The organism is Fibrobacterota bacterium (assembly GCA_019509785.1).
GTDB lineage: Bacteria > Fibrobacterota > Fibrobacteria > UBA11236 > UBA11236 > Chersky-265.
In genome coordinates, this window is the sequence record JAEKLQ010000059.1 from 29,969 (window position 1) to 53,381 (window position 23,413).

The window sequence follows — 23,413 nt, forward strand, 5'->3', positions numbered from 1 at the left end:
GCATCCGCCGTCCTCGTCAATGCCCAGGCATCGTTCCAACCGTTTCGAAGCCGCTACCCAGCCTTTGCTGCCGCGCGCCGCCTTCCTGAGGCGCCTGGCTCGGCATGGGCGTTTAGCCATCCTCTTCATCGCGATCTCGCTGCTGATCGGGATGGCCGGGTACCGGGCCTTCGGGGGCTTGTCCTGGCTGGATTCCTTCCTGAACGCCAGCATGATCTTGACGGGCATGGGTCCGGTTTCGCCGATGACGACGCCGGCGGCGAAGATATTCGCCGGCTGTTACGCGCTGTTCAGCGGCTTGGCCTTCTTGAGCTCGGCGGGCATCTTGTTCGCGCCCATCGTGCATCGCGCTTTGCATCGGTTTCATCTGGGGACGTAGGCCGTTTGGCCTGCCTGTCCCGGAATCGGCCCCGCTTAGAGGGGAAATGGGAAGCGCGGACAATCCCCGAGGTTTACCTTAGAGGCGGCCATAACGGTTGACCTCAGTAACAGATTGGCAGCGCCGGGAACCATGATCAGAAAAGCCAGCTACGCATTTCTCCCTTTGCTCGGGTCCATGGCCATCGCAGGGCCCATCACCACCGTGCCTTGGAACGGGCATACCGGCGCGGTTAGCTTCACCTACGACGATGCCCGCTCCAGCCAAATCCCCACCCTCCTGCCGCAATTGGATTCCCTGAAGATCAAGGCGACCTTCTTCATCGCGGTGACCGGTACGGGCGGCGACTTCGAGGCGAGGAAGGCGGATTGGATCAAGGTCTCGAAGAACGGCCACGAGCTGGCGAACCATACCAAGAACCACGTGAACGTGCCCGCCGATCCCCAGGCCGCCAGCATCATCCAGGAAATGGCGACCTACCTGCGCGCCCTCGACCCGGGCGTTCAATCCGTCAGCTTCGCCTATCCCAATTGCAACGTGAACGGCAAGACCGGCGTGGGCTCGGAGGACTTCCTCGCGCGGGGATGCGGGGGAACCCGTTATGCCTGGGGCACCCAGCCTGCGGATTGGATGAACATCGAAGGCCTGATCCTGACTCCCACGAGCGTGGCCAGCGGGATCAGCCACGTCAACGGGGCCAAGTCCGGCAATACATGGGCCGTTACCATCGTGCATGACGTAAAAGAGAATCCGGATTCCTACAGCCTTACCCCCGCGGACAATCTGTCCATGCTCAAGGCCGGAGTTTCCAGCGGCGTCTGGATCGATACCTACCAGAACATCGGCGCTTACTACCGCGCGCATTTCACGTTGGATACGGTTAACGCGACCGCCACCTCCGATGGTTGGAAAATGGCCTGGACATCCCCCAACCCCAAGCTGCCGAAAAGCATCAATATGCGGGTGAAGCTCTCCGCGACCCCCTTCGGAAGCGCTTTCACCGTCCAGCAAAATGGCGTCACCATCGCCCCGGAGAGCGACGGTTCTTACGTCATCGATTTCATGAAGCTTTCCCTGAACGTGCTTAAGACCACTACTGGCGTGGCGTCGGGGGCGTTCTTGCCTTCCACCTTAAAGGCTCGGGCGGTCCGCAACGGGATCGCCTTCGCGGGGGTAATCGGCGAACCCGAAGCCCTGGTGGTGGACGTGCGGGGAAGCTGCGTATTCCAAGGTAAGGTGTCCCATGGCCTGGTACCTCTCCCGATGGACCGCTTGCAGGGAGTCCTTTTCCTGACCTTGTCCGATCGCGCCAGCGGCGCGTCGGTGCGCGCCACCATCGGACCGGTCCGTTGAACGCCGGGCCCATCGTCCCATCCATTTGAAATCGCTGCTGCAGGAAATCAGGGGCTGCGCCATTTGCGCGGGCCATCTGCCCGGCCTCCCCAGGCCCATCCTTTCCGCCCATGCCCGGAGCCGCATCTTGATCATCGGCCAGGCCCCCGGCGCCAAGGTTGACGCCACCGGCGTTCCCTGGAGCGATCAAAGCGGCAAAGAACTCCGCCGCTGGCTCGCGGTCGAGGAAGACGCGTTCTACGACGTCGGGAACTTCGCCCTGGTCCCGATGGGATTTTGCTTCCCGGGAACCGGGAAGTCGGGCGATTTGCCGCCCCGCCCCGAGTGCGCGCCGCAGTGGCACGCGCGTCTGCTTAAGGCCATGAAGTCGGTACGGCTGGTTCTGCTCATCGGTTTGTACGCGCAGCGTTATTACCTGGGCCAGGCGGGCGGGAAGTCGGTGACGGAAAACGTGAGGAACTTCCGCCTTTTCCTACCCGGCTATTTGCCGCTGGTCCACCCGTCCCCCCGGAACAAGATCTGGCACAAGCGGAATCCCTGGTTTGAGACCGAAGTGCTGCCGGAGCTTAGAGAGCGGGTTCGCGGGGCGCTGAAGAACCCTTAGGAACTCTTGGAAACGAGTTCTTTCCACTTCGGGCTCATGGCCCAAACCCGGCTAATCCGTTCCGTCAATTCCGCCATGGTGAATGGCTTCCTGATGAAGTCCGCGCCGTCCGGGCAGAGCTTGAAATTCGCGAGGATTTCCGCCGTATATGCCGACATGAAGAGGACTTTAAGGAATGGCTTTATGGACGAGAGCCGGTTCGCCAAATCGCGGCCATTCATGTGAGGCATGATGATATCCGAAATCAGGATATCGATGTTGGTTTCGGGGGTCGTGGCTATGAGCAGGGCTTCGCGTCCGCTCTGGGCCTCGAATACTTCGAAACCGGCGGCTTTCAAATTGATGCAGATAAGTTCCCTGACCGACCGTTCATCGTCCACGACGAGCAGGGTCGGCTTCCTATTGGCTAACAATCCGGCATCGCCTTTCTTTAGGGATGGAATGAAACTAAATCCGTTCCGATCCTATAGTGGATATTTCTTTGGTAGAATAACCAAAATCGGAAAAGAGGGACACCGGAAAATGGAAATTCGGGGCAAAATCCCGGGGAGGAGCGGCCTAATCCGGGACGATAAAGCCCCATTCACTGGCCGGAAGCCGGCTTAACCCCATCATGACCGGGATTTCCGGGTCCTGAGGGTTTTCCCGGCCTTTTTCCAACGCCCGCTTACGAAGGGTCAGCTTTCGGCCCATCGGGTTCATCTGCCGGAACAGGTTCAAGTCCCGGGGAGTCAAGGCAACTCGCTGTCCGTTTTCATCGAGATAGTAGGTGCCGGAATCATTCACCAGCTTCATTGTTCTAAGCATAGAACTCGGATCGATTAGACGTTAAGTTAAACCTTGGGAAAATAATAGCGTTACGCACAACCTGTGCGTAAGCGTTTGACCGTCCTAGCCCTCGCCCTGGGCTTGGATCATTGCCTGGATCCTATATTCGCCCCATGCCAAAAGGAGCGGGCCCGTCGGTGCTGGTGGCCGAGAACAATCCGGTGGAACGCGCCATGATGTGTTCCATCCTCGAATCCCTCGGCATATTCCCGGATTCGGCGGCGCATGGCCGCGAAGCCTTGGATGCATGCCGGATGCGCGCCTATGATCTCGTTTTCCTGGAGTGCCGCATGCCCGTGATGGACGGCATCGCGGCCGTGGCCGAAATCCGCGCGGGGGAAGCCGGGAAGGAAAAGCGGGCTTACATCGTGGGTATGGCCGAAAAGGCAGGGGAAGATTGGGCCGGGCCCGGTCTTCCGCAAGGCATGGACGTATTGATCACCAAACCATTGAACCTCGAAGTAGTCCGTGATTCCCTCCATAAAGCCATGGGAAACCGACCGAACTTCCGATCCGCTTAAGAAACGGTCCCTTAAATAGGCTCTCCGCCGGCCGGCTCGCAGACGCGGCGCCATTTTTTTATTTAGGGGCGGAACATGCCCGTCCTCCGCCGTAAATGCGCCTAACGGTTCCCGTGGCCTTAGGCCTCTGCCTGCTATCCGCGCCGCTGGCCGGGGCGGCCGGCTTGCCTCCGTTGACCGACACGGAACGATTCCGGCTGGAAGATCGCTATCGCGTGGGGAATTATCTGGCCATGGGCGGCATGTTCGCCGAAGCCGTCGCCGCCTTGACCCATGACCGCGCCTTGGCATCGGGTTTCTACGGGGCGTCGGTTGCCATGCGCTTCACGGGGCTTCCGATCATGGCTTCGTCGGCCCAAACGTTATGTACCGATGGCGGTTCGGGTCGTTGCGCCAACGGGGGCTATGCGTACTTCGCCCTTAGCGCGGTGGCGGAAGCGGCCTTGGCGGGGGAATTGTATGCCCTCGATTATGACCGGCGCCATGGGGCGCCCCGTAGCCTGTCGCATCTGGCGGGAGCGTACGCCGCCGCGGGGGCTTCCGCCACGGCCTACTTGGTTTCCTGGTACCGTTTCCGCGACCTGCGCGCGCGCAGCGGGGAAGAGGAGCGCGTATCCGTTGCGGTACGACCCATGCCCGGGGGAGGGGGATTAACCTTGCGTTTCGCGTTCGGCGGGGACCGCTGACGGCTCGCGATCCGTTTCCCGCGGATCGGCTCCCGGAAGGGAGAAGCGGTAATGCACCCAGGCCTGGATGCCGATGACCACGGGCACCAACAGGATGGCCGAAGCGACCGCCAAGAGCGCGAGGGGCCCCAGCGCCCGCCCGAAGGGCGCCGTTCCGATCAAGGCGATGGCGCAAAGCGCCAGCACCCGAGAGGTGGGACGGATGTAGGAACGATCCTCTTCATTCTCGGACATGATGCGGGTGAGGCCGAGGATGGCCAGGGGGATCACCGCCAGCGATAGGCAGAACAGCCAGGGGACGTCGCCCGGCAGGCTGCCGCCCATATGCCCGATCAACACCTTCACGCAAGCGCCCACGAAGCTCAAGGCGGCCAGGAGCGGAAAGTGCAGGAAGATGAGGGCCTGCATGTTATGGTAGCCGGGCTTGGTCTCCTGCTCGCTGGTCATGTCGAAATACAGCGACCAGAGCAAGAAGGAGAGGAAGAGGGCCAAGGCCGCGGCGGCCCAGGCAGCCGGGCTGCGGTGCTTGGCTTCGCTTACCCCCGCGACCGTGCCGACGATGCTCTCCGTGAGCACGATGATGGTGAAGAGCCCGAAACGTTCCACGAGCGCGGCGGAAGCGGAGAATACCTGCCCCCGCTCGCGCAACACGCCCACGATGGTGGGCCACCCCATCAATGGAGGCGAGATATCCACCAGGACCGCGGCGATCCAAAGCCCGGTCGCCAGGCGCGCGTGGCAAAAGGCCGAAGCGATCAACAGCGCCAATCCTATCAGATACCCGATGGTGAAGAACTTGCTGAAGACGCGATGGGAAGGATCGAAGAAGCCCACGCTCCACCACAAGTAGGTGACGATGGCTTGCGAAAAGGCGAAAGCGCAGGCGAGACCGCCGGTGCGGCCGGCGAAGGCGGCGGGAATGGCGATGGCGACCGCGGCGATGGCGAGCATCTGCAGGAAGGTCAGCACGCGCGTGCGGATGCCGTCGCTGCCGTGCAGATCATAGTATTGGCTGCCGTTGGTCCACGCCCAGAAGATGAGGGAGAAAAGCAGGAAGCAAAAACCCGCCACCGGCCAGGAGGGATGGGTCGAAAGTTGTTGGGTCAATTGGGAAATGGCGGCCACGAAGGAGAGATCGTAAAACAGCTCGAGCCAGCCGATCTTCCGCTCGTGCAGGCGATCGTCGAAATTGCGCGGGGGACCCCACCAGAGGTTTCTATTACTTCCGGACATGCCTACTCTCCACAGGGCCAAAAAGTAACTCTTCGCGATAGCGTCCGCGCTATGGAGAACGTACCCGGCGGTACACTCGCAGTTCCGGGGGCAAGCATCCTATCCGCGCCCGGAAGCGGGATAAAGCCGATTTCGCATACATGGGCGCACTATTCGGATCTTGCGTGACAGGCGGAAACATTTTTACTTCCTTTCCGCACTAATTACGGCGAGGGGGAAACGCGCATGCGGAATCGGACTGCCCCCGTATCCAATCATCAACGGGGGAAATTTCATGGGTAGGTTGAACGGATTAATCATTTCAATGTCGATCGCGGCCGTAATCGGCGCGACGGGCGAAAAGGCCGAAGCGGCCAGCGCGAAGGCGAAGGCGCGGGCCTACGTCGATACCGTGGATTACAAGCTGTCCACTTTCGACTACGGTCTTCAAGCCGGATCGTGGGGCGGCTATTGGTTCGAATACAGCGATATGAACTCGGCCGCGGCGAGCGACACCACCTTGCGGGGAAACTCGTATTTCACTGCCGGGGATTCCATCACCGGCGCGCCTTTTCCTAACAATGACACCAGCGGAGCCTATGATCCGCGCAGCTATACGCTTGATCGCACGGGAGATACCACCCTTCATTCCTTCCACATGGGATTCGCCCTAGGCAATCGCAAACTGAGTTGCGGTACGGCCTGTAGCTACGACCCGTACATCGGCTGGGGGATGAACTTTTCCTATAGGACGCCGCCCGATGACACCGTCGATCTGACGGGTTCGACGGGGATTTCCTTCTGGGCCAAGGCCGATACGGATACCGCAGTGGTGAGTTTCAGCGTTGCGACCCTCGATTCCACGCCAGGCGCCGCCGATTATAGCCAGGTATTCAAAATCGGTCCGACCTGGGCGAAGTACACCTGCAAACTCGTCGCCTCGGCCGAGTTCGCGGAACCGTCCTATGCCGCCGTCAAGCCGTTCAATCCCGCGCGCGCGACCGGGATGGGTTGGAATTTCAGTAAGGGATTGAATGCCAAACACCCCACCAACGGGATCGAAATCGACGATCTCGCCATCGACCATTGGACGGACTATCCCCCGGAAGACGGCATCCGCTCCGTGTCGCGCGCCTCGGCCGCGCATGCGGGCTGGCGCCTGCAAATCCAGGGATCGCAGATCCGGCTCGTCCGTCCCGACGGGGACCGCTTGCTTCCGCTCAACCTGAACGGCCGCGCCCTGCCGGCGCGCTGAGGGATAACGCCGCGGAAGCGGCCCATTCGCTTGCGCGCGCCCGGACCCATCCGGTCCGGGCCGCCTTCATCGGGATCCTATGGCAAATGAACAAGAGGTCGGGGCCGCGCCCGGCATCGATCTGGTCGCGCGGATCCGGGCCAAGCGCACCCAAGTGGACGTTTGGTTGGCGCGCATGCGGCCCCGCAAGCGCCGCTTATTGAATACCACCATCATCGGAGGCGGGATTTCCGCCCTGCTCACCGCCGGCCCCGCGCTCGGCGGTAAACCTTTTACCGATTGGCTGACGGGCTCGCTTGCCCTTACCTCCCCGTCTTGGCGCTTGCTTTGCGGGATGGCTGCCGTCGCTTCCTGTTCGGCCGCCTTGGCTACGCAGATCATAAAGTCCAATAGCCTTGAGGAAAACCTGGCCAAAGCGCAGGGGTGCAGCGCCAAGCTCGAGATCCTCGAGCTGGCCCTGGCTGCGGGGCAAATCGACTTTAAGGCGGGCCTGGAAGAATTCGCGCGTTGCGCGGAATCGATCGCCTTCCTGCAAGGCGCCTAAGTAACGGTCCCATGGATTTACGGGACCGTTAAGGGCCGCTTCAGAAAGCGTGGTAGTCGAAGCCGACCGCGTAGACGAAGACGTGCTTCTTCTCGTCGGCGGTGGTAGCGAGGGCGGGGAAATCCGCTTTATCGGCGAGGCCGAAGTTCCCGGTCCAACCCAAGGTGATCCCGAAGTTCCGGCCTATTCCGTAGCGTCCTCCGACGCCCGTGGAGATGCTGTTCAAGGCGGGATTTTCGAGTTGGTAGGAAGCCTGGTCGGCCCCGGTGATGGTGTACTGGGCGCTCGCGCTCAGCTTCAACGGCAGCCGGTCCGAGGCGTATTCCAATCCCGCGGCGAACTCGTAACCATCGTCATGCTGGTCCTCTATACCGCCCCAATCGGCCTGGCTGTTGAAGTAAACGTTCATGGAAAGATCGGCGCGCAAAACGGGCAGGATGCGGTAACCGGCGCCTAGCCCGAGAACCGCGGGCAGATCGCGATTGAATTTGGTTCCGGGCGCGCGCAGGACCGAGCGTAATTGCGCGATGTAGGCGTCACGGGTGCCCGGATCATTCTTGAAAACCCCGTCCAGATTGAGTGAGGAACGCTGCACTTCCCATTCCAGGGGCACCACGGCTTCGTATCGCACGGCAAGGATCCAATCGGTGATGTCGGTGCGGGCATAGAGGGTACGGGCGGCCAAGGAGGCCGAGAACCAGGGCCGCGGGGCGTAGCTGCCGCCCAAGGTGAACCCGTAATAGACGGACCGCAAGTAGGCGTCCGCATTCAGCTTCTGGGTTTGCAAATTGGTTTCGAGCGGAAAAGTGGTGGCCGAGCCTTTCTTATACTCGAGTTCGCCGCCGCCGCCGGGGAAGCTGAAGGCGGCGAATGCGGCCCAGTTATCCTTCTTGTAAACCGCGAACGCGGTCGGGTAGAGCGGGCTCACGATATCCGAGGTATAGGTGATCTTCCGGGCCGTGGCCGTAGGCGCGAAGCTTTGCTGGTTGAATTTGGCCACGGTTTGGTTGGAAAGCGATAATGACAGGCCGTCCTGAAGTTTAACGGCCCCGGCGGGATTATAGATGGATACGTCCGCGCCTTCGGTCGCCGCGTTCCGGCTCAAGTCGCGGATATATTCGGCGCTATTGTTGTTCCGGTTATCCACGCTACCCGCGCGCGCGGCGGGAACCAGAGCAAGGGACATGGCCAGGGCGGGAAGCAGTGAGCGCATATGGATATTCCTCCTGTCGTGGGGGGAGACGCGCCATGAAGAGTCCTTGGCGCATCCCGTGGTAACCAGGCGGCGGGAAAATTAAATCTTAACGCGACTCTGTCAAAGTGCGCGGGAAAACTATACTTTCCAGCTAATCCGCGGAGGGACGCATGCGCAGAGGATTACAAATACGGTTGATCACGATTCTCGCCGCTTCGGCGATGGTCGGATGTTTCGATAACTCGAGCGACGACAACAACGGATCGGGGATTACCGCGCAATACTACGTGGCCGTGGGCAACAGCCTTACCGCCGGTTTCCAGAGCAACGGATTGCGTGCCGATTGGCAGAAAGAAAGCTATCCCGCCCTGATCGCGAAGCAAATGGGCGTGGACGCCGATTTCCAGATCCCTCTCGTGGATTCGCCCGGGATCGGGGGCAAGGTGGACGGGAAAATCACCGAGCCTTTGACGCTGGATTCCACCGGCGCCATCGCGCCGACCAAATTCCTAGAGGTGGATCCGGCCACCCTGCTTTCCAACAAGACCCTGAACCGCCCTTATAACGACCTGGCCGTGCCGGGATGCACGACCCATGATTTCATCTTCGCTTCGGACAGCAGCACTTCCCAGGGGAACATCGGCCTCTTCAATATCATCTTGCGCCCCGGCCTGGAAGGCGGCCTCAGCATGATGCGGCAGGCCATCCTGCTCCAGCCCACCGTTCTCACCATGTGGATCGGGAACAACGATATCCTGGCGGGAATCACCTCGGGTACGGTGATCGAAGGAACCACGGTGACTCCGGTGGCCGCCTACAAGCAGATGATGGACCTGGCCCTCGACACCTTGCTCCGGGAAACCCAGGCCCATATCTTCCTGGCCAACATCCCTTCCATCCCCACCATTCCTTTCGTGACCACCATCCCTACCTGGATTTTCAAACCCGACTTCACCCCGGCCGTGGACACCAGCACCAAATTCCTCACGGAAGAGTCGAACGTGAAATATATCCTGCTACCGGCGCTCTCCTACATCCAAAGCAGCAAGATGGGGGTTCCCACCGCCTTGGGCGGCTCGGGCGTGAAAATCCCCGCCAGCCTGACCCTCACGGAAGAAGAAGCCGCCGCCGCCACCAGTCTGGTGGAAGGCTATAACGCTTACCTCAAGGCGAAATGCGATGCCAATCCCACGCGCCTGACCCTGGTGGACATAAACGCTTTGCTCGAGAAGTTGCTAAAGGGCGAAATCGCCGGCCTCTCCGGTACCTTCCCGCTCCTCGATCCTACCCATAGCGCCTTCAGCCTGGATGGAGTCCATCCCAACGCGAAGGGATACCAGCAGGTGGCCAACGCCTATATCGACGCCATCAATTCGGCCCTGGGCAAGAACTACAGCCACGTCGGCGGATAACCGATCCCTACGGCGGGGTTCTATATTTCCCGCCATGGCGGACAAGGCGGGCGGTGGCTTTTTCGTACGGTTGGGCGGGTGGCTGAAATCCAGCCGCCCCACGGTGACCTGGATCTATTGCAGCGCCATCCTGTTCCCGATGGCGTTCGCCCTGGTGGCGGCCCTTATCCTCCGGTACCGGCATCCGGAGTCGGCGCAAGGTTCCTTGGGATTCTTCGCCGTTTTCTACCTGTCGCTCATGGTGACCCTGGCTTCGGTCCCCCGTTCCATCATCCCCATCCTCTTGATCTGGTTGGCGGTCGCCCGCTTTAAGCCGGATTGGGATGAGCGTCGCTGGATCCGCTACGTCGGATTGTTCCTGCTGATGTTCCTGGCCGTGTCCGCCCACGCCCTGGCCTACCGCAACGGCTTCAACGTGCCGTGGCTCATCAGCGGATGGCTGTCCATCGCATTGCCGCGCATAGCCTTTCCGATGCTTAGGGAAGGCCTGGGAAAGCCGGCTTAAGGCGCGAACGGAACCGATGGCCACGCAGAAGGAATTGATCGCCTTCAACCGGCTCATGGCCGAAGTGGAAGAGCGGCTGCAAGCGGAGCGGCGGCTGCATGTGGAATACGTGCAGGTCCTGACCGCGGCGATGAAGGCGTTCGACGAGCCCAATCCCGAAAAGCTTTGCGGACTCGGGCTCACCGCGGAAGACGTGCTCTCCAAGCTGGCGGATTATCCCTTCGACGCTCCGGTAATCCTGGGATCCGTGGAGGCTCCCGACGTGCAGATTCCCGGCGGGATGGGTCGCATCCGCGCGGCCTTGGGCCGGGCGGCGGGCGAGGAATGGAAAATCCTTTCGCATCCCGCGGATCCTTTTCCTTCCGATCCTTACGCGCATAACGAGGCCGATGACGTGGACCTGGATTTGTCCAACGGGGCGTTGTACCATGATCGCCAATACGTGCATACCTTGTTCCGGAAGGACTTGGCTGCCTTCCGGGCCAGGGTGTCGGCGGAATACCCGGGGGTGCGACTTCCCCCCATGAAGGAAACCTGAGCATGGACGCCGCGATCGTTTTCCGCACCGAGCCCCGCAGTTTCAAGTTGGCCTTCCAGGACGAGGCCGCGGTCAATATCGCCGAGATCAACGACGAGATCCTGGATTCGGTGGGGAAGTACGGCGAGCGCGCCGTGCTGGGCTATACGAAAAAGGGCCGCGCGGTCACCTTCGAAGAGCTGGCCCGCAACGGCATCACTTCGGATTTGCCGAGCGACGGAAGCTCCGCCCTGCGCATCCTTACCTTCGACTTCAAGGAAGAAAAGCTATTCGTGCTGGACCGGCAATCCGCCGTGCCGCTGGCGCGCTTGCGCCTGACCGTGGCTTATCGCGCCGTTCCGGCCGAGCCGGCCGCCGCTCCCGAAGCCAAGCCCCTGGACCCCGAGGATGACGATTATACCTTGGACGTGTTCGTGAAGCGTAAGGAAGACTGACCCGAATCCATGGATGCGCCCACACCAGCCCACGCGCCCGGGCCGGCTCGTGGGACGGGGCTAGCGTCCCTTCTTCCTGTCCTGGTGTACCGCGGAGTTGCGCAGTTGCCCTTCCATCACCCCGTACTTCTCCGCCACGCCCAGGCGGGCGAAAACGCCGCCCGCATCGGCCGCGCCATCGATCAGGGCCGCATAGGCCTCCACCTTGGCCCGCAGGGCGTCCGCATCCTCGTATAAGGCCTCGACGCGGAAACGGCGTACGCCTTTGGCCAAAAGGCCGGGCACCAGCTTGGCCGCGCTTTGCGGCCGACCATTAAACATGGTGTTACGGCATTCCTGATCGGCCTTCAGGGGGTGGGTGGCGCCGGTATGATCGCGGAGCTCGACGCGATGGCTTTCGCAGGGCTTTCCGCAATCCCTGAAGCTGGAACCCTGGCTCAGGAAGGCGGCGAAGACGCAATGCTCCATGTGGAAGCTGGGCAAGTACTGGTGTACCGTGATTTCCAACCGCCGCGGCGCGGCCGGATCGTCGGCCGCCAAAGCGTCGATGAGGTCGGTCAATTGCCATTGGTTCAGATCGTAAGAGGGGCAAAAGGTGGAAAGTCCCTTGCCCAGCAGCCAGGCGGCGGAAAGCGAATTGCTGGCGTTCAGGCTGAAATCGCCCGCCAAGTGGAGGCCCTTGCCCGCCAGCCAATGCAAGGCGCCCAGGTTGCGGACCAGGACCGCGTCCGGCGCCAGGGCCTCGATGACCTTCAGGTTATGATGCTCCGCGGGCTTGAGGATGCGGGTGGTCGCGATGCCGGCCCGGAATCCCAGCTCCCTCACGCGGGCGAGCGATGGTTTGTAATCCTTCCCGTGCTCGAAATCGAGGTAGACCGTATCCACCGGCATTCCGCGCAATGCTTCCAGGCTGGCCGGCTCCCGGATCAGCAAATTCAGGCGCGGACGTTCCGCGTCGGCCAAAGGGGGCGCGCGCCGCAATCCTTCCAGGGCCTCGCATTCCATCCAGGTCACGGCCTCCGCGGCATCGCGCAGTACGCGCGCGGGCCGCTGGGCGCGGCGCGCCTGCAAATCCGCCACGGCGGCCTGGCGCGCCTTGCGCAACTCCTTATCCGGCAGGAACAGGCCCTCGGGAAGGTCATAGGCGAAGTTTTGCAGGCGGAAGCCCGAGCCCGAGAGCGCCGCGGCCTCGACGGAGGCCTTCTCCCGGGTTAGCGCGGCGGCGGCGGAACGGGCGGGGGAGAGGAGGGCTTCCGAACGGCCGATCCCGGCATGGCCCAGGGAATCGCCGGCGGTGAAAGCCAAGGCTTCCCCGGGGCGGCCTTGGACGCCCATCGAAATCGGAACGGTCTTCCATCGGGATTTATCGGAATAGCTTTGGCGCAGGGCCTTTTCCAGCGAGGGCGAATCGTTGAGCCAGCAAGGGGCGCCGACGGGGATCTCCCCGACGGGGAAATCGTTGGCGAAGCCCACGTCGACGGCCTCGGCGCCGGCGGACCGGCATGGGGTAACCGAGAAGATACGCCCGCCCCAGGTTCGCCCTTCCTTCCCGGAAGGATCGGCGAAGAACAGGCCGTCGCCTGGCTGCAAAGGATGGGCGGCAGGGAGGCGCAGGCTGCTCTGGCCCCGGCCCAATACGGTCCCGATTTCCAGGCCGCGATGCGCGCCATAGCGACCGTCCACCAGGCGTTGATGATCGACTCCGCCCAGCCAACCGCTGAAGAACCCGCGGGAATAGGTGACTTGCAGGGCGGCGATCTCATCCGGCGTCGGTGCCTCGGCGCCTGGCCCATCAGCACTTGATCCATCCAACCCCGACAATTGAGTCGCGGCGATAGCGCGGCGGTAGGCGGAGGCCGTGGCGGCCACGTACTGCGGGGTCTTGAGGCGGCCTTCGATTTTGAAGGAGTCGATCCCCAGCTCCGTCAGGGCTGTTACCTCGTCCAGGCCGCACAAGTCCTTGGGTGAGACCAGGTATTTGCGGTCGCCGAGATCCCGCTTTTCCCCGTCGACGAGGAGATCGTATTCCATGCGGCAGGATTGGGCGCATTGGCCGCGATTGGCCGATCGGCCTCCGAAGCCTTCGCTGGTCAGGCATTGCCCCGAGTACGCGACGCAGAGCGCGCCGTGCACGAAAACTTCCAGCTCCTTGTCCGTCGCCGCGCGGATGAGCCCCATCTCCTTAACGGATACTTCGCGGCCCAACACGTAGCGCGCCAATCCCAGGTCGGCCGTGAGCGCGATGGCCTCCGAGCTGGTTACCGTCATCTGGGTGGAGGCGTGCAGGGCTTGTTCCGGGCAGAGATGGCGCAGCAGCCGCGCCAAGCCGATATCCTGCACGATGAAGGCGTCGGCGCCGGCCTGGAGGGCGCGCGGCAGGGCTTCCAGCAAATCGCGCAATTCCTTCTCGAACAGCAGGATGTTGAGGGCCAGGAAAACCTTAACCTGATGGGCATGGCAAAAGGCGATCAAGGCGTCCAATTCGTCCCAAGAGTGATCGACGGTCCGGCCGCGGGCATTGAAACCCGGGAAGCCCACGTACACGGCATCGGCGCCGTTGTGGACGGCGGCCCGGCACATTTCCATGTCCCCCACGGGGGAGAGGATTTCGGGGGTCTTTGCGGGCATGGGATAGGGAATATAGGAACCCCGTAGCCCCGTTCTGTACGGGAGGGCCCTCTCCGCCAGGTGCGCCCGATCCAGTCGCGAAAGCCCCCCTTCCCGAAAGACCGGAAATCGCGGTAGAATGGGAGCGAGGGCCCTAAGGAAAGGGCGAAGGGGGGTAGCATGGGCATTACCATCCATTATCGGGGAAAGCTGGGCCCCAAGGTGCGCGCCAAGGAGGCGTACATTTTGGCCAGCCTCATCAGCAAGGAAAAGGGTTGGGAGTGCTCGGGATTGGCGGAGACGGATGGTCCCGCATTATTGGCGCATCCCGACGGGGAAAGCCCCTACGACGGAAAGTTGGCCACTTTCGCCATCAACCCCCATGAGCATTGCGAGCCTCTCACTTTCCAAATCACCGCGGAAGGGTACTTCAAGAATTGGTGCAAGACGCAGTTCGCGCCCCTGGAGATCCATAAAGGCATCGTGGACTTTTTCAACCAGCTTAGGATCAAGTTCGGGGAGCTGGTGATACAGGACGAAGGCGGGTATTGGGAAACCCGCGATGAGAAGGCGCTCGAGGAGCGCATCATCAAATGCTTCCTGGAGATGCAGAAAACGAAAGACGAAGATCCGGAGTACTACGGGCCGGTCAAGAGCGAAGACGGCCGCATCACCGATTTGGTCAAATAGGTTCCGAAGTCAATCACGACGGAAATCACGGAAGCGGCAGCTCAGCGATAAGCGGCGGGTACCCGCTTGGCGTCCCCTCCCGTGCGGATGTACTCGGCGAATAGGCGGCGGGCCTCCGGCACCGTTCCCGCCCGCGCCGACAAGGTCCCAAGGAAAAAATAAGGCGCCGATTCTTCCGGGCAACGGGCGGTCGCCTTACGGCTCAGATCGCCGGCCAGGTCATCGTGGCCGGCCCGCAAATGGGCCTTGGCGGCCACCACCATGAAATCGCACGAAGCCGGATGCGCGTCCAAGCCGGCCTGGGCCAGCGCGACGGCCTCCGCCTCGCGATGCCCCGCGATCAAGCCGTCCACGGCGGCCATCAGGCCCAAGGGTTCGCTGGGATCGAGTTTACGGGCCTTGGCGGCCCATTCCTCCGCCTCCTGGTTCTTGTCCAGCTTGAGGAGCACCAGGGCCAGGTGGGCGGCGGCTTCGGCGCCGGGCGCGGCCTGGAAGGAACGGCGCAGGTTCTCTTCGGCCGCCTCGGGTTTCTCCTCCCGGGCGAAGGCCTGGCCTTGGCCCAACAAGCCCTTGGCCCGCCAAGAGGGCTTTTCGGAATCCATCAGTTCCTTGAAATAGAAGTGGGCCTCGCCGCTCCGGCCTTGCTTAAGGAGGCAAAGGCCCTGCAGGTACTTGGCCTCCGGGTAATCCGCGCGGTACTGTAACGCGGAGGTTAACCTTTTCCCTGCGGCGGCGTAGTCGCGGGCCGCGTATTCGGCCCGGCCCAGCAGGTAATGGGCTTCGGCGTCGGTTTCTTGCCCGGACGGGGGCGGATCCAGTAGTCCTTTCGCCTTGTCGGGCTGGTCCAAGGCCAGGTAGGCTTCCGCCCAGGCCTTGCGCACCCCGAAATCGCCGGCATAGGGCGAACCGTCCACGGCGGAAACGGCCCGGTCGGCCCTTTTGGAGGCCGTGAGCGCCCGGGCATAGGCCGCGAGATTGGCCGCCGAAGGCTTACCCGCGTAGAGTTTCCCGAGCTCGGTGACCGCCGCCCCCGCGCGACCCTGCGCCAAAAGGCAATTGCCGACGATGGCCAGGCCGTCCACGCCCAGGCGGGCGCGCACCGGTTGCAATGCCTTCATGGCCGCGTCGCATTCTTCGCGGGCGAAATAAGCGGCGCCCACCGCCTCCGCGAACTCCACCCGCTTGGGGGCCAGGCGGGAAGCCTGCTGGAAATGTTCCAGCGCCACGCCGTCCTGCTCGCGCTTGAGCGCCATTTCGCCGAGCCAATAGTGGGCTTCCGCTTCGCGCGGGCGGACCTTGAGCAAGGAATCCAGCAGGGCCTCGACCGGTTTCCAGGTGCCGCGGGCCAAGGAGAGCCTCGCCAAAAGCATCAGGTCGCCGCGTCCTTCCGCCGATCCCCCTTCCAATCCGAGCGCCCGCCAGAGCGCCTTCTCCGCGTCCTCGCCGCGTCCGCTACGCCAGGCCATCCGGGCGGTGGCGCGGAATCCGCGCGCCTGCCATTCCGGCGATTCCACGCGGGAGAGGGAATCGTACCAGCGGGTAGCTCCCGACGTGTCCCCGGCCGCCAGCGAGGCTCCGGCGCGCGCGGCCGTTACGCGCGCGTCATCCGGCCGCAGGGCGGCCACCTGTTCCAGATCGCCCAACGCTTCGTGCGCCTTGCCGGCTTCGGCTTTCCGGATGGCCAAGTGGTAGAGCGCCACGGGATTGGGCGCGCGCCCCTCGGCCGCTTCCATCAAAACCTTCCACAGGGCCTCGCCATCCCATGCGGGCGGCGGGGGCGGCGGCGTCTTGGTCCTGGGCTTGCGGGGCGGATCGATGGACAAAGCGATGCGGCGGGCGGCCTCCGGCCCGATCAGTTCCTTGACCTTGGCGAGAAAGGCCTTCTTCTTGGGCTTGGGCGCGGGGGTCGAGAACGTTTCCTCCAGTATCGCGAGCGCGATGGACTTGGGCAGGGAACGCTTGGCCAACTCGGAAACCTCATCCCGCTTGGAAGGTTTGGCGAGCATGCGATAGGCCAAGAGGGCTTCGGCTTCCGTGGAATCCGCATCGGCTTTGAGCCAGGGCTTCAGCGAGGCCGGCGCCGGCAAGCCCGCGGCGCGCAGGACCGAATCATAAGCATGGGCCAGGTAAACGCGCGCGGCGGTCGGGCGCTGCTGCCGCTCCACGTCGGCCCAAAGCAAGGACGCCCACAGCGAACGGTAGGCGAGGGTGGTATCTTCGGCGTCAAAGAAGCGTCCGAAGCTGGCATCCCGGACGGCGGAATCACGGTAACACGCGGGTGACCCCAGGGAAGCCAGCATGCCTTCGGCCAACATAGGGTAGTAGGCGGGAGCCGGGGTTTTGGCCCGGGCTTTGGCTTTGGGGCGCGAGGCGGCCGTTCCCTGTACCGGTACGCCGCCCCGCATCGGGATGCGATCCAAAACGAAGTCCCGCGAGAGCGTATCGCCTTCGCCGATTACGATGGAACGGACCAGCAGCTTGGGCAGGTAACCGGAGCGAGAGACCGCGAGCGTATAGGCTCCGGGTTGCAGGCCCGGGAAGGCATAGGAGCCGTTCCGGCCCGCGGCTTTGGCCGCGCGTTTCTTCCCGTCCGATCCGTACAGGACCAGGCGGGCGGAGGCCACGCCTTTGCCGGCCGGGGCGGCGGCCAAGGAAGCGCGCTCTAGGATATGGCCGCGCAATGTCTCGGCATGCGCCGGCAGAATCGCGAGCGCGCTCAGGCAGGCGCCCAGGAGCGGGCCATAGATACGGGAATCGACGCGCATGGCAAACCCCTCTGCCCCGGCAGTGATTGGATCCGTTGAATGGGTACGCGGCCTAGACCGGCCCGGTCGTTATCTTCCCCGGCGGCCCGGCGCAGTCAGTTCCGCTTCAGGTCGGCGAGGATCTTTTCGGCTTCCGGATCTTTCTGATCGGCCGCCTTCAGGAACCATTTGAAAGCGGCCGTCTCGTCCTTGGGGACGCCTTTTCCGGTCTTATACATCTGCCCCAGGGCGACCTGGGCGCGGGGATGGCCTTGCTCCGCGGCGGATTGGATCCAATGGGCGGCGGCGTAGGAACTTTTCTTGGTGCCTTTGCCCCAGCGATACATCATCCCGACCTTGTATTGCGCTTCGGCCATGCCCTGGTCGGCCGCCCGCTTGTACCACTTAAGGGCGATGGAATCGTTGCGATGCACGTCTTTCCCGTTCTCGTACATCTCTCCGGCCTTATACTGATCCGCCGCCGAGCCTTGGGTGGCCTTGCGCAGGAAGGCTTTGGTGGGGTCCTCGTCATCGGTAACCGCCACGATACCCGAAGGCTTGGGCGGGGCCTCCGGTTTCGGCGCCGCGGCCATGGCGCCTACGGGAGCTTCGGCAGAAGGCTGTGCCGCAAGGGCTTGCGAAGATTGGCCTTCGGCGTTCTCGGCGCGATAGGGGACGGACCTCAGGATGGGAGTGCCTTTGAGTTTGACCGCGGCAAGGGCCAAGAGCGCCAGTCCCACCGCGCCGAAGGAGAGGACCCGCGGCAAACGTCCGCCGCTCCGGTTGCGGCGGCGGAAGGGGGTGGCCAGGGCCTTTTGCAGGATAGGAATGGTGGTCGTCGCGCTCGCGCGACCGTCCGGGGTTTGGGATTGCGGCAGCAGGGAAACGCCCATGGGTATCTTGCGCGTTTCCGAGGCCTTCGCCTTGAACTTCACGGTCTTGGGCCCGGACTTGGGCTTGAGGCCGGAGTCCTGCGCCAACCGCCACAAATCATGGGTGACCATGGAGACGAGGGAGTAGATGTCGTCGAATACCTTGGCCCCGTGGGTGGCTTCGATCTTGTCCCGGAAGGCTTTCAGTTGCGCGGCGCGGGCGGGATCCCTTTCGAAATGGGCCGGGTGCATTCCCGAATCGGGATCGCGGAGGTAGACAAGTATCCTTTTCCCGGAAGCGACACCTTCGGCGTATTCAGCTTCCGCATGCGGCGTATCCAGCCCCGGGGCGATGACGCCATGCAGATGGCCCATGATCAGGATCAGGACGTCGCTGCGGCTGATTTCATCCTTGGCGACATCCAGGGACTGGATGGAACGCGGACAATAAAAGGTTAACGACGCGAACTGATCGGTGAGGCCTTCGAGGCCGTCGAGTACGGCGTTCCTCTCGCTCACCAAATCGCGATACGTGCTGCAGACGAATACGTGGAGGGACTTATCCATGGGATCCCCTGATTTTCCGTGAAGTCCCGCTAGTGGCAGGACGCCGATGCGTGGGAAGGATGCCGGCGCCGGCCCGCGCCGTCCCGAGGGATCGGGGCGGGAGGGATGAAACCGTTCCTTGTTGGAACACTTCGAAATCTACTTCCGGCCCCGAGCGAGGTCAATCGGGAAAAATCCTCCCGCATGCCTTCGACGGCTTGTCCCGGCCGGTAACCCAATCTATGAAATGGTCCCGCGCCGGCCCACAGCCACGCCCAGCCCGCGGCCGGGGTCGCCATGGGGCGCCGCGCGTCCAAGGCTGAGTCGCGGGGGTCCGGGGTAACGGAGGTGAGACCCCGGTAGGACCCAAAAAACCCATGGACCCGATCAGCGGGAAAGGCCCATGGCCTCCAGGTTGGAGCGGGCCGGGGACAGGGAGTCCGCGGCATAGGCTTCTTGGAAGTCCCGCTGGGCCGCGTCCCGGTCGCCAAGGCGTAAGGAACAAAGGCCGCGATTGCCGATCGCCTCGGGGAAGCCCGGCAAGGCCTCGGCAACGAGTTGGTATTCCCCTGCGGCGAGCGCCCATTCCGCCCGGGCCCGGCGCGCATTGGCCATATTGAAAAGCAAGGCCGATAAAGCCTGTTCCGGTCGCGCTTCGGCCAAGGAATACCAGGGCCTTTTGGCCAGGGCGAACGTCTCCCGGTAGAAGGAATCGCTGCGGGCGATCCCGCGCCGCAAGGTCTCCACGTAGAAGCTTTCCCCCGCGCTTCCCCGCAAGCGCAGGGCTATGTGCCCGGGCAGGAAAATGGGGAAGAGGGGCAAATCCAGCGACCTGCCGACAGCCAGGTACAGGAGAACCAGGGCGACGCAAGAGCCACGGCGATGCGCCAGGGCCAGGCTGGGCACGGAGGCCGCCAAGGTGGTGTCGGCATCGAGGGCCGCCAGTCCCAGGGAATCGAAGAAGAAGGCATTGAGCCTAGCCACGCGATCCCGGTCGGTCGCCGCGGAGGCCAGCATGGGCCTGAGGCGGGTACAGTAGACGTACAGGCTTTCGGCCATGACGGGACGCGATGCGGGCATGGCACCGGGTTCGAGTTCGGCGACTTCGCGTTGGGCCAAGGCATCGAGGGCGACAAGCTGATCCTGGAAATCCGAGGGATGCTTGCGCAGGATGGCGGCCGCCTGGGAGGCCGGGTCCGGCTTTTCCAGGTGGCATGCGACCAGGGCGAAGGCCAGGCCGGCGACGCCGAGGGACGTCCGCGGAAGTCGATTCACTTCGCGGCCCAGCCTCCGGGATACACGAACAGGTCGCGCGAGGACATCATCCATACCACGAGGCGCTTATGATCGAGGTACCCGTCCCCGCGCTTCTTGAGCTTGCCGGGGGCTTCCGGCCCGCCGCCCCAGCCCATGATCAGGTCCACCGGCCCGCCCAATTCCTTGGCCAGATGGGCGGTGACGCCGGCATGTCGGCAGCCCACGGTCTGGAATACGCCCGTGTAGCTGTCGCCCAACACCAGCACCGCCGAGGAATCGGAATCCTCGTAAAGGTTGCCGGCATTATCGATGACCTGGCGTCCCAGCACGGATTCGGGAGCGACCTGGCCCTTCTTCGCGTCCGGCAGGCGCGCCTGGATATCGCCCAGGTTCTCGAAGGTGGTGTCCTTCAGCTTGTAGCTTTTCTTGTCGGCATAAACCGTATCATACCAAGAATACTGGCGGATCCGCTCGGCTACCAATTGCGCGGCGGCCTCCAGGCCCACCGTGGTCCAATGCGTATCCTGGCGTTGGTACAAGGCCCGTTTGCCGTCCTCGCTGGCGGCCTTGATCTGAAGATAAGGATCGAGCAGATCGAGGGTCTCGACGCGGGCCTCGGCCAAATCCCGCATCAGCTTGCGTCCCAGGGGCTGGGCGATATGGCCGGGAAGGGTATCGGTGCCCGATGCCAGATACTCGGGATAAAGATCCAACTTGGTGGGGATGGGCACGAAGAGGAAGTCGATGCCCTTGGCCGCCAGTTCGTCCTTGAAGGCAGTGATGGCCGGCACCGGGCTGGCGGGCGCCCCGGGCGCGCTCCAATCGGGGGCAAGCAGATAATCGACCTCGCGGCGGAAGACCAGGAAATTGTCCTTGGCCATCAGCCCCAACACGGCGTCCGGCTCTTGGGCGGCGAAGGCTTTCAGATCGCGATGGAATAGCCCTAAGCGCCCGGCCCATTTGGACCAATCGCCTTGGCCGTAATTTTTCTTCTCGGCATCGAGCTTGGCGGCGATGGCATCCAGCCTCCCGTTCAGCCCCTTGTCCAGGCCGCGGGCCACCGGCTTGCCTTCCTTACGCTGCTGTAAAGGCGTCTTGGTTCCGCCCATCCCGTCAACCACGAAGGCATTGAAAAGCGTATCGGCGAAGGGATGCCCCTGCAAAATGAAAAGGGGATTGGCCACCCAGTTGCCGGCCAATTCCTTCTTGGCGCCTTCGGGGCTGTCCTCGTAGGGCCAGGCCGATCCGGCCTTGAGAGGGAGGAGATCGGTATTGTAGGACGGGTACCAGCGCGAGGCCAGGCTGCGGGCCCAATCGATGACCTGGGGCTCACCCAAAACCTTGGTCGCGTAATCACCGGCGATCTCCGACGTCATGGCGTCGGTGAAGACCTTGGGATCGAGGCGGCCCACCACCGAGGGATAGCCGTCATGATCATCGTCCGGGATTTCGTTCAGGAAGGAACCGAGCCAAGGCTTGAATTCCAATTCCACCCAGACTTCCTTCACGTTCCCGTTGGCGTGCAGGTATAAGGTCGCGAACTCCTGGTAGGGCTGGGAAATGTCGGTGGAGTCGCCCCACTTCTCTCCCGTTACGTTGGCGTACGCGTTGGCCAGGCCGGAGGCCTTCTCGAAATTCCACTTGAGCAAATGCTCTAGGACCGGCGTCCAGGCCATGGGCCGGGCCTTTTCGGCGCTGGTGAGGGGCGCGAAATCGAGCATCGGTTTCACGTCCTGGATCAGGCCGTTGAAGGATACGTCGGTCAACCCGATCTTCTTGGGGGGATGGACCGCCTTCCATTCCGGATCGGCGAGCATGACGTTCTTGGAATAGGCGGCGAAGTCCAGCTCGGCCTCGGTGGGCACGCGCACGCGGCGGACCAGGGCGTGCGAGCGGATGCGGTTGTAATTGGGATTGACGGTCACGACGGCCGGCTCGGCCGTCCCCTTTTCTTCGACCTGGCAGGCGGAAAGCGCCAGGGCCAGGGCCGCGGACAAGGTAACGGATGCGGTACGGGTAACGTTACAGTTACGGATGATCGGCATTCGGCCCTCCCGGAGGCCCGGCGATCCGCCCGGCCTCGCGTGCAAGCGGGAAAATATAGGAATCAGGTCCGGGCGGCCGGGGCCGTGCGGGGAGCATGAATCGAGAAAGCATGTTCCAGGGTACGGCGCAGGATGCCGGGCAGGCCTTCCCGGGGTTCCCAGCCTAACAAGTCCCTGGCCCGTTCGATGCGCGGCATGCGGCGATCGGAATCGGCGTAGCCCTCCCCGTAGAAGGTTTCCGCCGAAACGCTTTCGAGGGGGAGGGAAAGGTAGCCGCGATCGCCGGTGACCGACGCGGCCGCCTCTCGCATCGATTCCGCCAGCCCGCGGATGGTGGTCTCATTGGCGGGGTTGCCCAGATTGAATATGCGGTTCTTCGCGGCCGCGGGGCGCTCCAGCATGCGGCCCAACGCCTGGACGGCTTCTTCCACGGCCAAGAAGGTGCGGCGGGCCGTTCCACCGTCGACCAGGGGCAGGGGGCGGCGATCGAGCAGGGCCGCCGTGAAGCAGGCCAGCACCCTAGGCAAGCCTTCGCCCTCCCGGCCGGGCAGGAAATCCATGCGTGGGCCCAGGAAATTGAAGGGCCGCACCAGGGTGAACTGAAGGCCCCGCTCCTTATGCAGGGCGTAGACGTAGCGTTCCAGCAATTGCTTGGCGCAGGCGTAGCTCCAGCGTTGGCTGGAAATCGGGCCGAGGAGCAAAGGCGTTTCCTCCTCGTCCATTTCATACAAGTCGGGGCGGCTTTCACCGGCGCCGGTCCAATGCGCCAAGGTTTGGCCGTACACTTCGCTGGTGGAGAACTGGATCAGCCAGCGTCCGGCTTCGGCGCAGAAGTCGGCGATCCTGCGCGCCTGGATGAAATTGCTTTCGATGACATCCACGCCTCGGGTATTGTATTGGGAAGGATTGCAGATGGCCGCCAGGGAGATCACCACGTCGCAAGCGGCGAAACGCTCGGTCAAGTCGGCCTGGGCATAGATATCCCCGGCATGGAAGCGGAAATTGGGGCGTCCCAGATGGTTCGCGATTTTGGCGGAGGACCAATCCCAGCCCTCCACCTGGATGGAGGGATCGGCCAGAAAGGCGTCCAGACAATGGCTGCCGATGAAGCCGCCGCAACCCAACAGGGCGATCTTGGCCATGGGTCCACAAACTAGCAAAGGTGATCGCCGCCGTCGGGAATCCG

Annotated in this window: 22 protein-coding genes; 12 read left to right on the forward strand and 10 right to left on the reverse strand. The window is 63.1% G+C overall.

The window, feature by feature from the left end; genetic code table 11:
• Positions 1-19: 19 nt before the first annotated feature.
• The 3 genes from JF616_17660 (at position 20) to JF616_17670 (ending at position 2,336) form a co-directional block, all read left to right on the forward strand.
• Complete coding sequence (locus tag JF616_17660; GenBank protein MBW8889586.1) at positions 20-379, forward strand: hypothetical protein; 360 nt, start codon at positions 20-22, stop codon at positions 377-379.
• A gap of 132 nt (positions 380-511) precedes the next feature.
• Entirely contained in the window at positions 512-1,732 is a 1,221-nt protein-coding gene (locus tag JF616_17665; GenBank protein MBW8889587.1) for a polysaccharide deacetylase family protein, read from the forward strand.
• A gap of 25 nt (positions 1,733-1,757) precedes the next feature.
• Positions 1,758-2,336 carry a uracil-DNA glycosylase family protein gene (locus JF616_17670; GenBank protein ID MBW8889588.1) on the forward strand — a complete coding sequence of 193 codons (579 nt, stop codon included), beginning with the start codon at positions 1,758-1,760 and terminating at the stop codon, positions 2,334-2,336.
• Here JF616_17670 and JF616_17675 read toward each other — a convergent pair.
• On the reverse strand, positions 2,333-2,749 hold the full coding sequence (locus tag JF616_17675) for a response regulator (protein ID MBW8889589.1): 417 nt from the start codon (positions 2,747-2,749) through the stop codon (positions 2,333-2,335). The two genes, JF616_17670 and JF616_17675, sit on opposite strands and share 4 nt — an antisense overlap.
• 145 nt (positions 2,750-2,894) lie before the next feature.
• On the reverse strand, positions 2,895-3,143 hold the full coding sequence (locus tag JF616_17680; GenBank protein MBW8889590.1) for a hypothetical protein: 249 nt from the start codon (positions 3,141-3,143) through the stop codon (positions 2,895-2,897).
• Positions 3,144-3,277: 134 nt separating this feature from the next.
• Between JF616_17680 and JF616_17685 the strand changes: the two genes are divergently transcribed.
• Together JF616_17685 and JF616_17690 are read left to right on the forward strand one after the other, a co-directional pair.
• On the forward strand, positions 3,278-3,685 hold the full coding sequence (locus tag JF616_17685; protein MBW8889591.1) for a response regulator: 408 nt from the start codon (positions 3,278-3,280) through the stop codon (positions 3,683-3,685).
• A 113-nt stretch (positions 3,686-3,798) separates the two neighbouring features.
• Positions 3,799-4,371 carry a hypothetical protein gene (locus JF616_17690; GenBank protein ID MBW8889592.1) on the forward strand — a complete coding sequence of 191 codons (573 nt, stop codon included), beginning with the start codon at positions 3,799-3,801 and terminating at the stop codon, positions 4,369-4,371.
• Here the strand turns inward: JF616_17690 and JF616_17695 are convergent.
• Positions 4,336-5,604, reverse strand: a complete 1,269-nt coding sequence (locus JF616_17695) for a low temperature requirement protein A (protein MBW8889593.1) — start codon at positions 5,602-5,604, stop codon at positions 4,336-4,338. The genes JF616_17690 and JF616_17695 overlap by 36 nt on opposite strands.
• Positions 5,605-5,908: 304 nt before the next feature.
• On the opposite strand from JF616_17695, the gene JF616_17700 reads away from it, so the two are divergent.
• A complete protein-coding gene (locus JF616_17700) occupies positions 5,909-6,838 on the forward strand; it encodes a hypothetical protein (GenBank protein MBW8889594.1) in 930 nt (309 codons plus the stop codon).
• Between the two features lie 79 nt (positions 6,839-6,917).
• Positions 6,918-7,382 carry a hypothetical protein gene (locus JF616_17705; protein MBW8889595.1) on the forward strand — a complete coding sequence of 155 codons (465 nt, stop codon included), beginning with the start codon at positions 6,918-6,920 and terminating at the stop codon, positions 7,380-7,382.
• A 40-nt stretch (positions 7,383-7,422) separates the two neighbouring features.
• Here the strand turns inward: JF616_17705 and JF616_17710 are convergent, their stop codons facing one another.
• Positions 7,423-8,595 (reverse strand): hypothetical protein, encoded by a 1,173-nt coding sequence (locus tag JF616_17710; protein MBW8889596.1) that lies wholly within the window; start codon positions 8,593-8,595, stop codon positions 7,423-7,425.
• A 152-nt stretch (positions 8,596-8,747) separates the two neighbouring features.
• On the opposite strand from JF616_17710, the gene JF616_17715 reads away from it, so the two are divergent.
• Genes JF616_17715 through JF616_17730 form a run of 4 tightly spaced genes read left to right on the forward strand, consistent with a single transcriptional unit; the run spans position 8,748 to position 11,466 of the window.
• Complete coding sequence (locus JF616_17715; protein ID MBW8889597.1) at positions 8,748-9,989, forward strand: hypothetical protein; 1,242 nt, start codon at positions 8,748-8,750, stop codon at positions 9,987-9,989.
• Positions 9,990-10,023: 34 nt separating this feature from the next.
• Complete coding sequence (locus JF616_17720; GenBank protein MBW8889598.1) at positions 10,024-10,494, forward strand: hypothetical protein; 471 nt, start codon at positions 10,024-10,026, stop codon at positions 10,492-10,494.
• A 16-nt stretch (positions 10,495-10,510) separates the two neighbouring features.
• Positions 10,511-11,032, forward strand: a complete 522-nt coding sequence (locus JF616_17725) for a hypothetical protein (GenBank protein MBW8889599.1) — start codon at positions 10,511-10,513, stop codon at positions 11,030-11,032.
• A gap of 2 nt (positions 11,033-11,034) precedes the next feature.
• The gene (locus JF616_17730; protein ID MBW8889600.1) at positions 11,035-11,466 is read left to right on the forward strand and encodes a hypothetical protein; all 432 of its coding nucleotides are present in this window, start codon (positions 11,035-11,037) and stop codon (positions 11,464-11,466) included.
• A gap of 60 nt (positions 11,467-11,526) precedes the next feature.
• Here the strand turns inward: JF616_17730 and JF616_17735 are convergent, their stop codons facing one another.
• Positions 11,527-14,094, reverse strand: coding sequence for a DUF3656 domain-containing protein (locus tag JF616_17735; GenBank protein ID MBW8889601.1), 2,568 nt, complete (start codon positions 14,092-14,094; stop codon positions 11,527-11,529).
• 159 nt (positions 14,095-14,253) lie between these two features.
• Between JF616_17735 and JF616_17740 the strand changes: the two genes are divergently transcribed.
• Entirely contained in the window at positions 14,254-14,763 is a 510-nt protein-coding gene (locus JF616_17740; protein MBW8889602.1) for a hypothetical protein, read from the forward strand.
• 41 nt (positions 14,764-14,804) lie between these two features.
• On the opposite strand, the gene JF616_17745 is transcribed toward JF616_17740, so the two are convergent.
• The 5 genes from JF616_17745 to JF616_17765 form a co-directional block, all read right to left on the reverse strand.
• Positions 14,805-17,528, reverse strand: a complete 2,724-nt coding sequence (locus tag JF616_17745) for a tetratricopeptide repeat protein (GenBank protein MBW8889603.1) — start codon at positions 17,526-17,528, stop codon at positions 14,805-14,807.
• 95 nt (positions 17,529-17,623) lie between these two features.
• Positions 17,624-18,946 (reverse strand): SEL1-like repeat protein, encoded by a 1,323-nt coding sequence (locus tag JF616_17750; protein MBW8889604.1) that lies wholly within the window; start codon positions 18,944-18,946, stop codon positions 17,624-17,626.
• A gap of 366 nt (positions 18,947-19,312) precedes the next feature.
• Positions 19,313-20,200, reverse strand: coding sequence for a hypothetical protein (locus JF616_17755; GenBank protein ID MBW8889605.1), 888 nt, complete (start codon positions 20,198-20,200; stop codon positions 19,313-19,315).
• Positions 20,197-22,227 (reverse strand): hypothetical protein, encoded by a 2,031-nt coding sequence (locus JF616_17760; GenBank protein MBW8889606.1) that lies wholly within the window; start codon positions 22,225-22,227, stop codon positions 20,197-20,199. The genes JF616_17755 and JF616_17760 overlap by 4 nt, the downstream gene beginning before the upstream one ends.
• Positions 22,228-22,289: 62 nt before the next feature.
• Positions 22,290-23,369, reverse strand: a complete 1,080-nt coding sequence (locus tag JF616_17765) for an NAD-dependent epimerase/dehydratase family protein (GenBank protein MBW8889607.1) — start codon at positions 23,367-23,369, stop codon at positions 22,290-22,292.
• Positions 23,370-23,413 lie beyond the last annotated feature (44 nt).

Excerpts from the sequence above, each read along its gene's own strand:
- JF616_17735 (MBW8889601.1), bottom strand. The coding sequence starts at position 14,094 with ATGCCCGCAAAGACCCCCGAAATCCTCTCCCCCGTGGGGGACATGGAA.
- JF616_17680 (MBW8889590.1), bottom strand. The coding sequence starts at position 3,143 with ATGCTTAGAACAATGAAGCTGGTGAATGATTCCGGCACCTACTATCTC.
- JF616_17695 (MBW8889593.1), bottom strand. The coding sequence starts at position 5,604 with ATGTCCGGAAGTAATAGAAACCTCTGGTGGGGTCCCCCGCGCAATTTC.
- JF616_17715 (MBW8889597.1), top strand. The coding sequence starts at position 8,748 with ATGCGCAGAGGATTACAAATACGGTTGATCACGATTCTCGCCGCTTCG.
- JF616_17725 (MBW8889599.1), top strand. The coding sequence starts at position 10,511 with ATGGCCACGCAGAAGGAATTGATCGCCTTCAACCGGCTCATGGCCGAA.
- JF616_17685 (MBW8889591.1), top strand. The coding sequence starts at position 3,278 with ATGCCAAAAGGAGCGGGCCCGTCGGTGCTGGTGGCCGAGAACAATCCG.
- JF616_17700 (MBW8889594.1), top strand. The coding sequence starts at position 5,909 with ATGTCGATCGCGGCCGTAATCGGCGCGACGGGCGAAAAGGCCGAAGCG.
- JF616_17740 (MBW8889602.1), top strand. The coding sequence starts at position 14,254 with ATGGGCATTACCATCCATTATCGGGGAAAGCTGGGCCCCAAGGTGCGC.
- JF616_17710 (MBW8889596.1), bottom strand. The coding sequence starts at position 8,595 with ATGCGCTCACTGCTTCCCGCCCTGGCCATGTCCCTTGCTCTGGTTCCC.
- JF616_17760 (MBW8889606.1), bottom strand. The coding sequence starts at position 22,227 with ATGCCGATCATCCGTAACTGTAACGTTACCCGTACCGCATCCGTTACC.
- JF616_17745 (MBW8889603.1), bottom strand. The coding sequence starts at position 17,528 with ATGCGCGTCGATTCCCGTATCTATGGCCCGCTCCTGGGCGCCTGCCTG.
- JF616_17720 (MBW8889598.1), top strand. The coding sequence starts at position 10,024 with ATGGCGGACAAGGCGGGCGGTGGCTTTTTCGTACGGTTGGGCGGGTGG.
- JF616_17730 (MBW8889600.1), top strand. The coding sequence starts at position 11,035 with ATGGACGCCGCGATCGTTTTCCGCACCGAGCCCCGCAGTTTCAAGTTG.
- JF616_17705 (MBW8889595.1), top strand. The coding sequence starts at position 6,918 with ATGGCAAATGAACAAGAGGTCGGGGCCGCGCCCGGCATCGATCTGGTC.
- JF616_17765 (MBW8889607.1), bottom strand. The coding sequence starts at position 23,369 with ATGGCCAAGATCGCCCTGTTGGGTTGCGGCGGCTTCATCGGCAGCCAT.
- JF616_17750 (MBW8889604.1), bottom strand. The coding sequence starts at position 18,946 with ATGGATAAGTCCCTCCACGTATTCGTCTGCAGCACGTATCGCGATTTG.
- JF616_17660 (MBW8889586.1), top strand. The coding sequence starts at position 20 with ATGCCCAGGCATCGTTCCAACCGTTTCGAAGCCGCTACCCAGCCTTTG.
- JF616_17665 (MBW8889587.1), top strand. The coding sequence starts at position 512 with ATGATCAGAAAAGCCAGCTACGCATTTCTCCCTTTGCTCGGGTCCATG.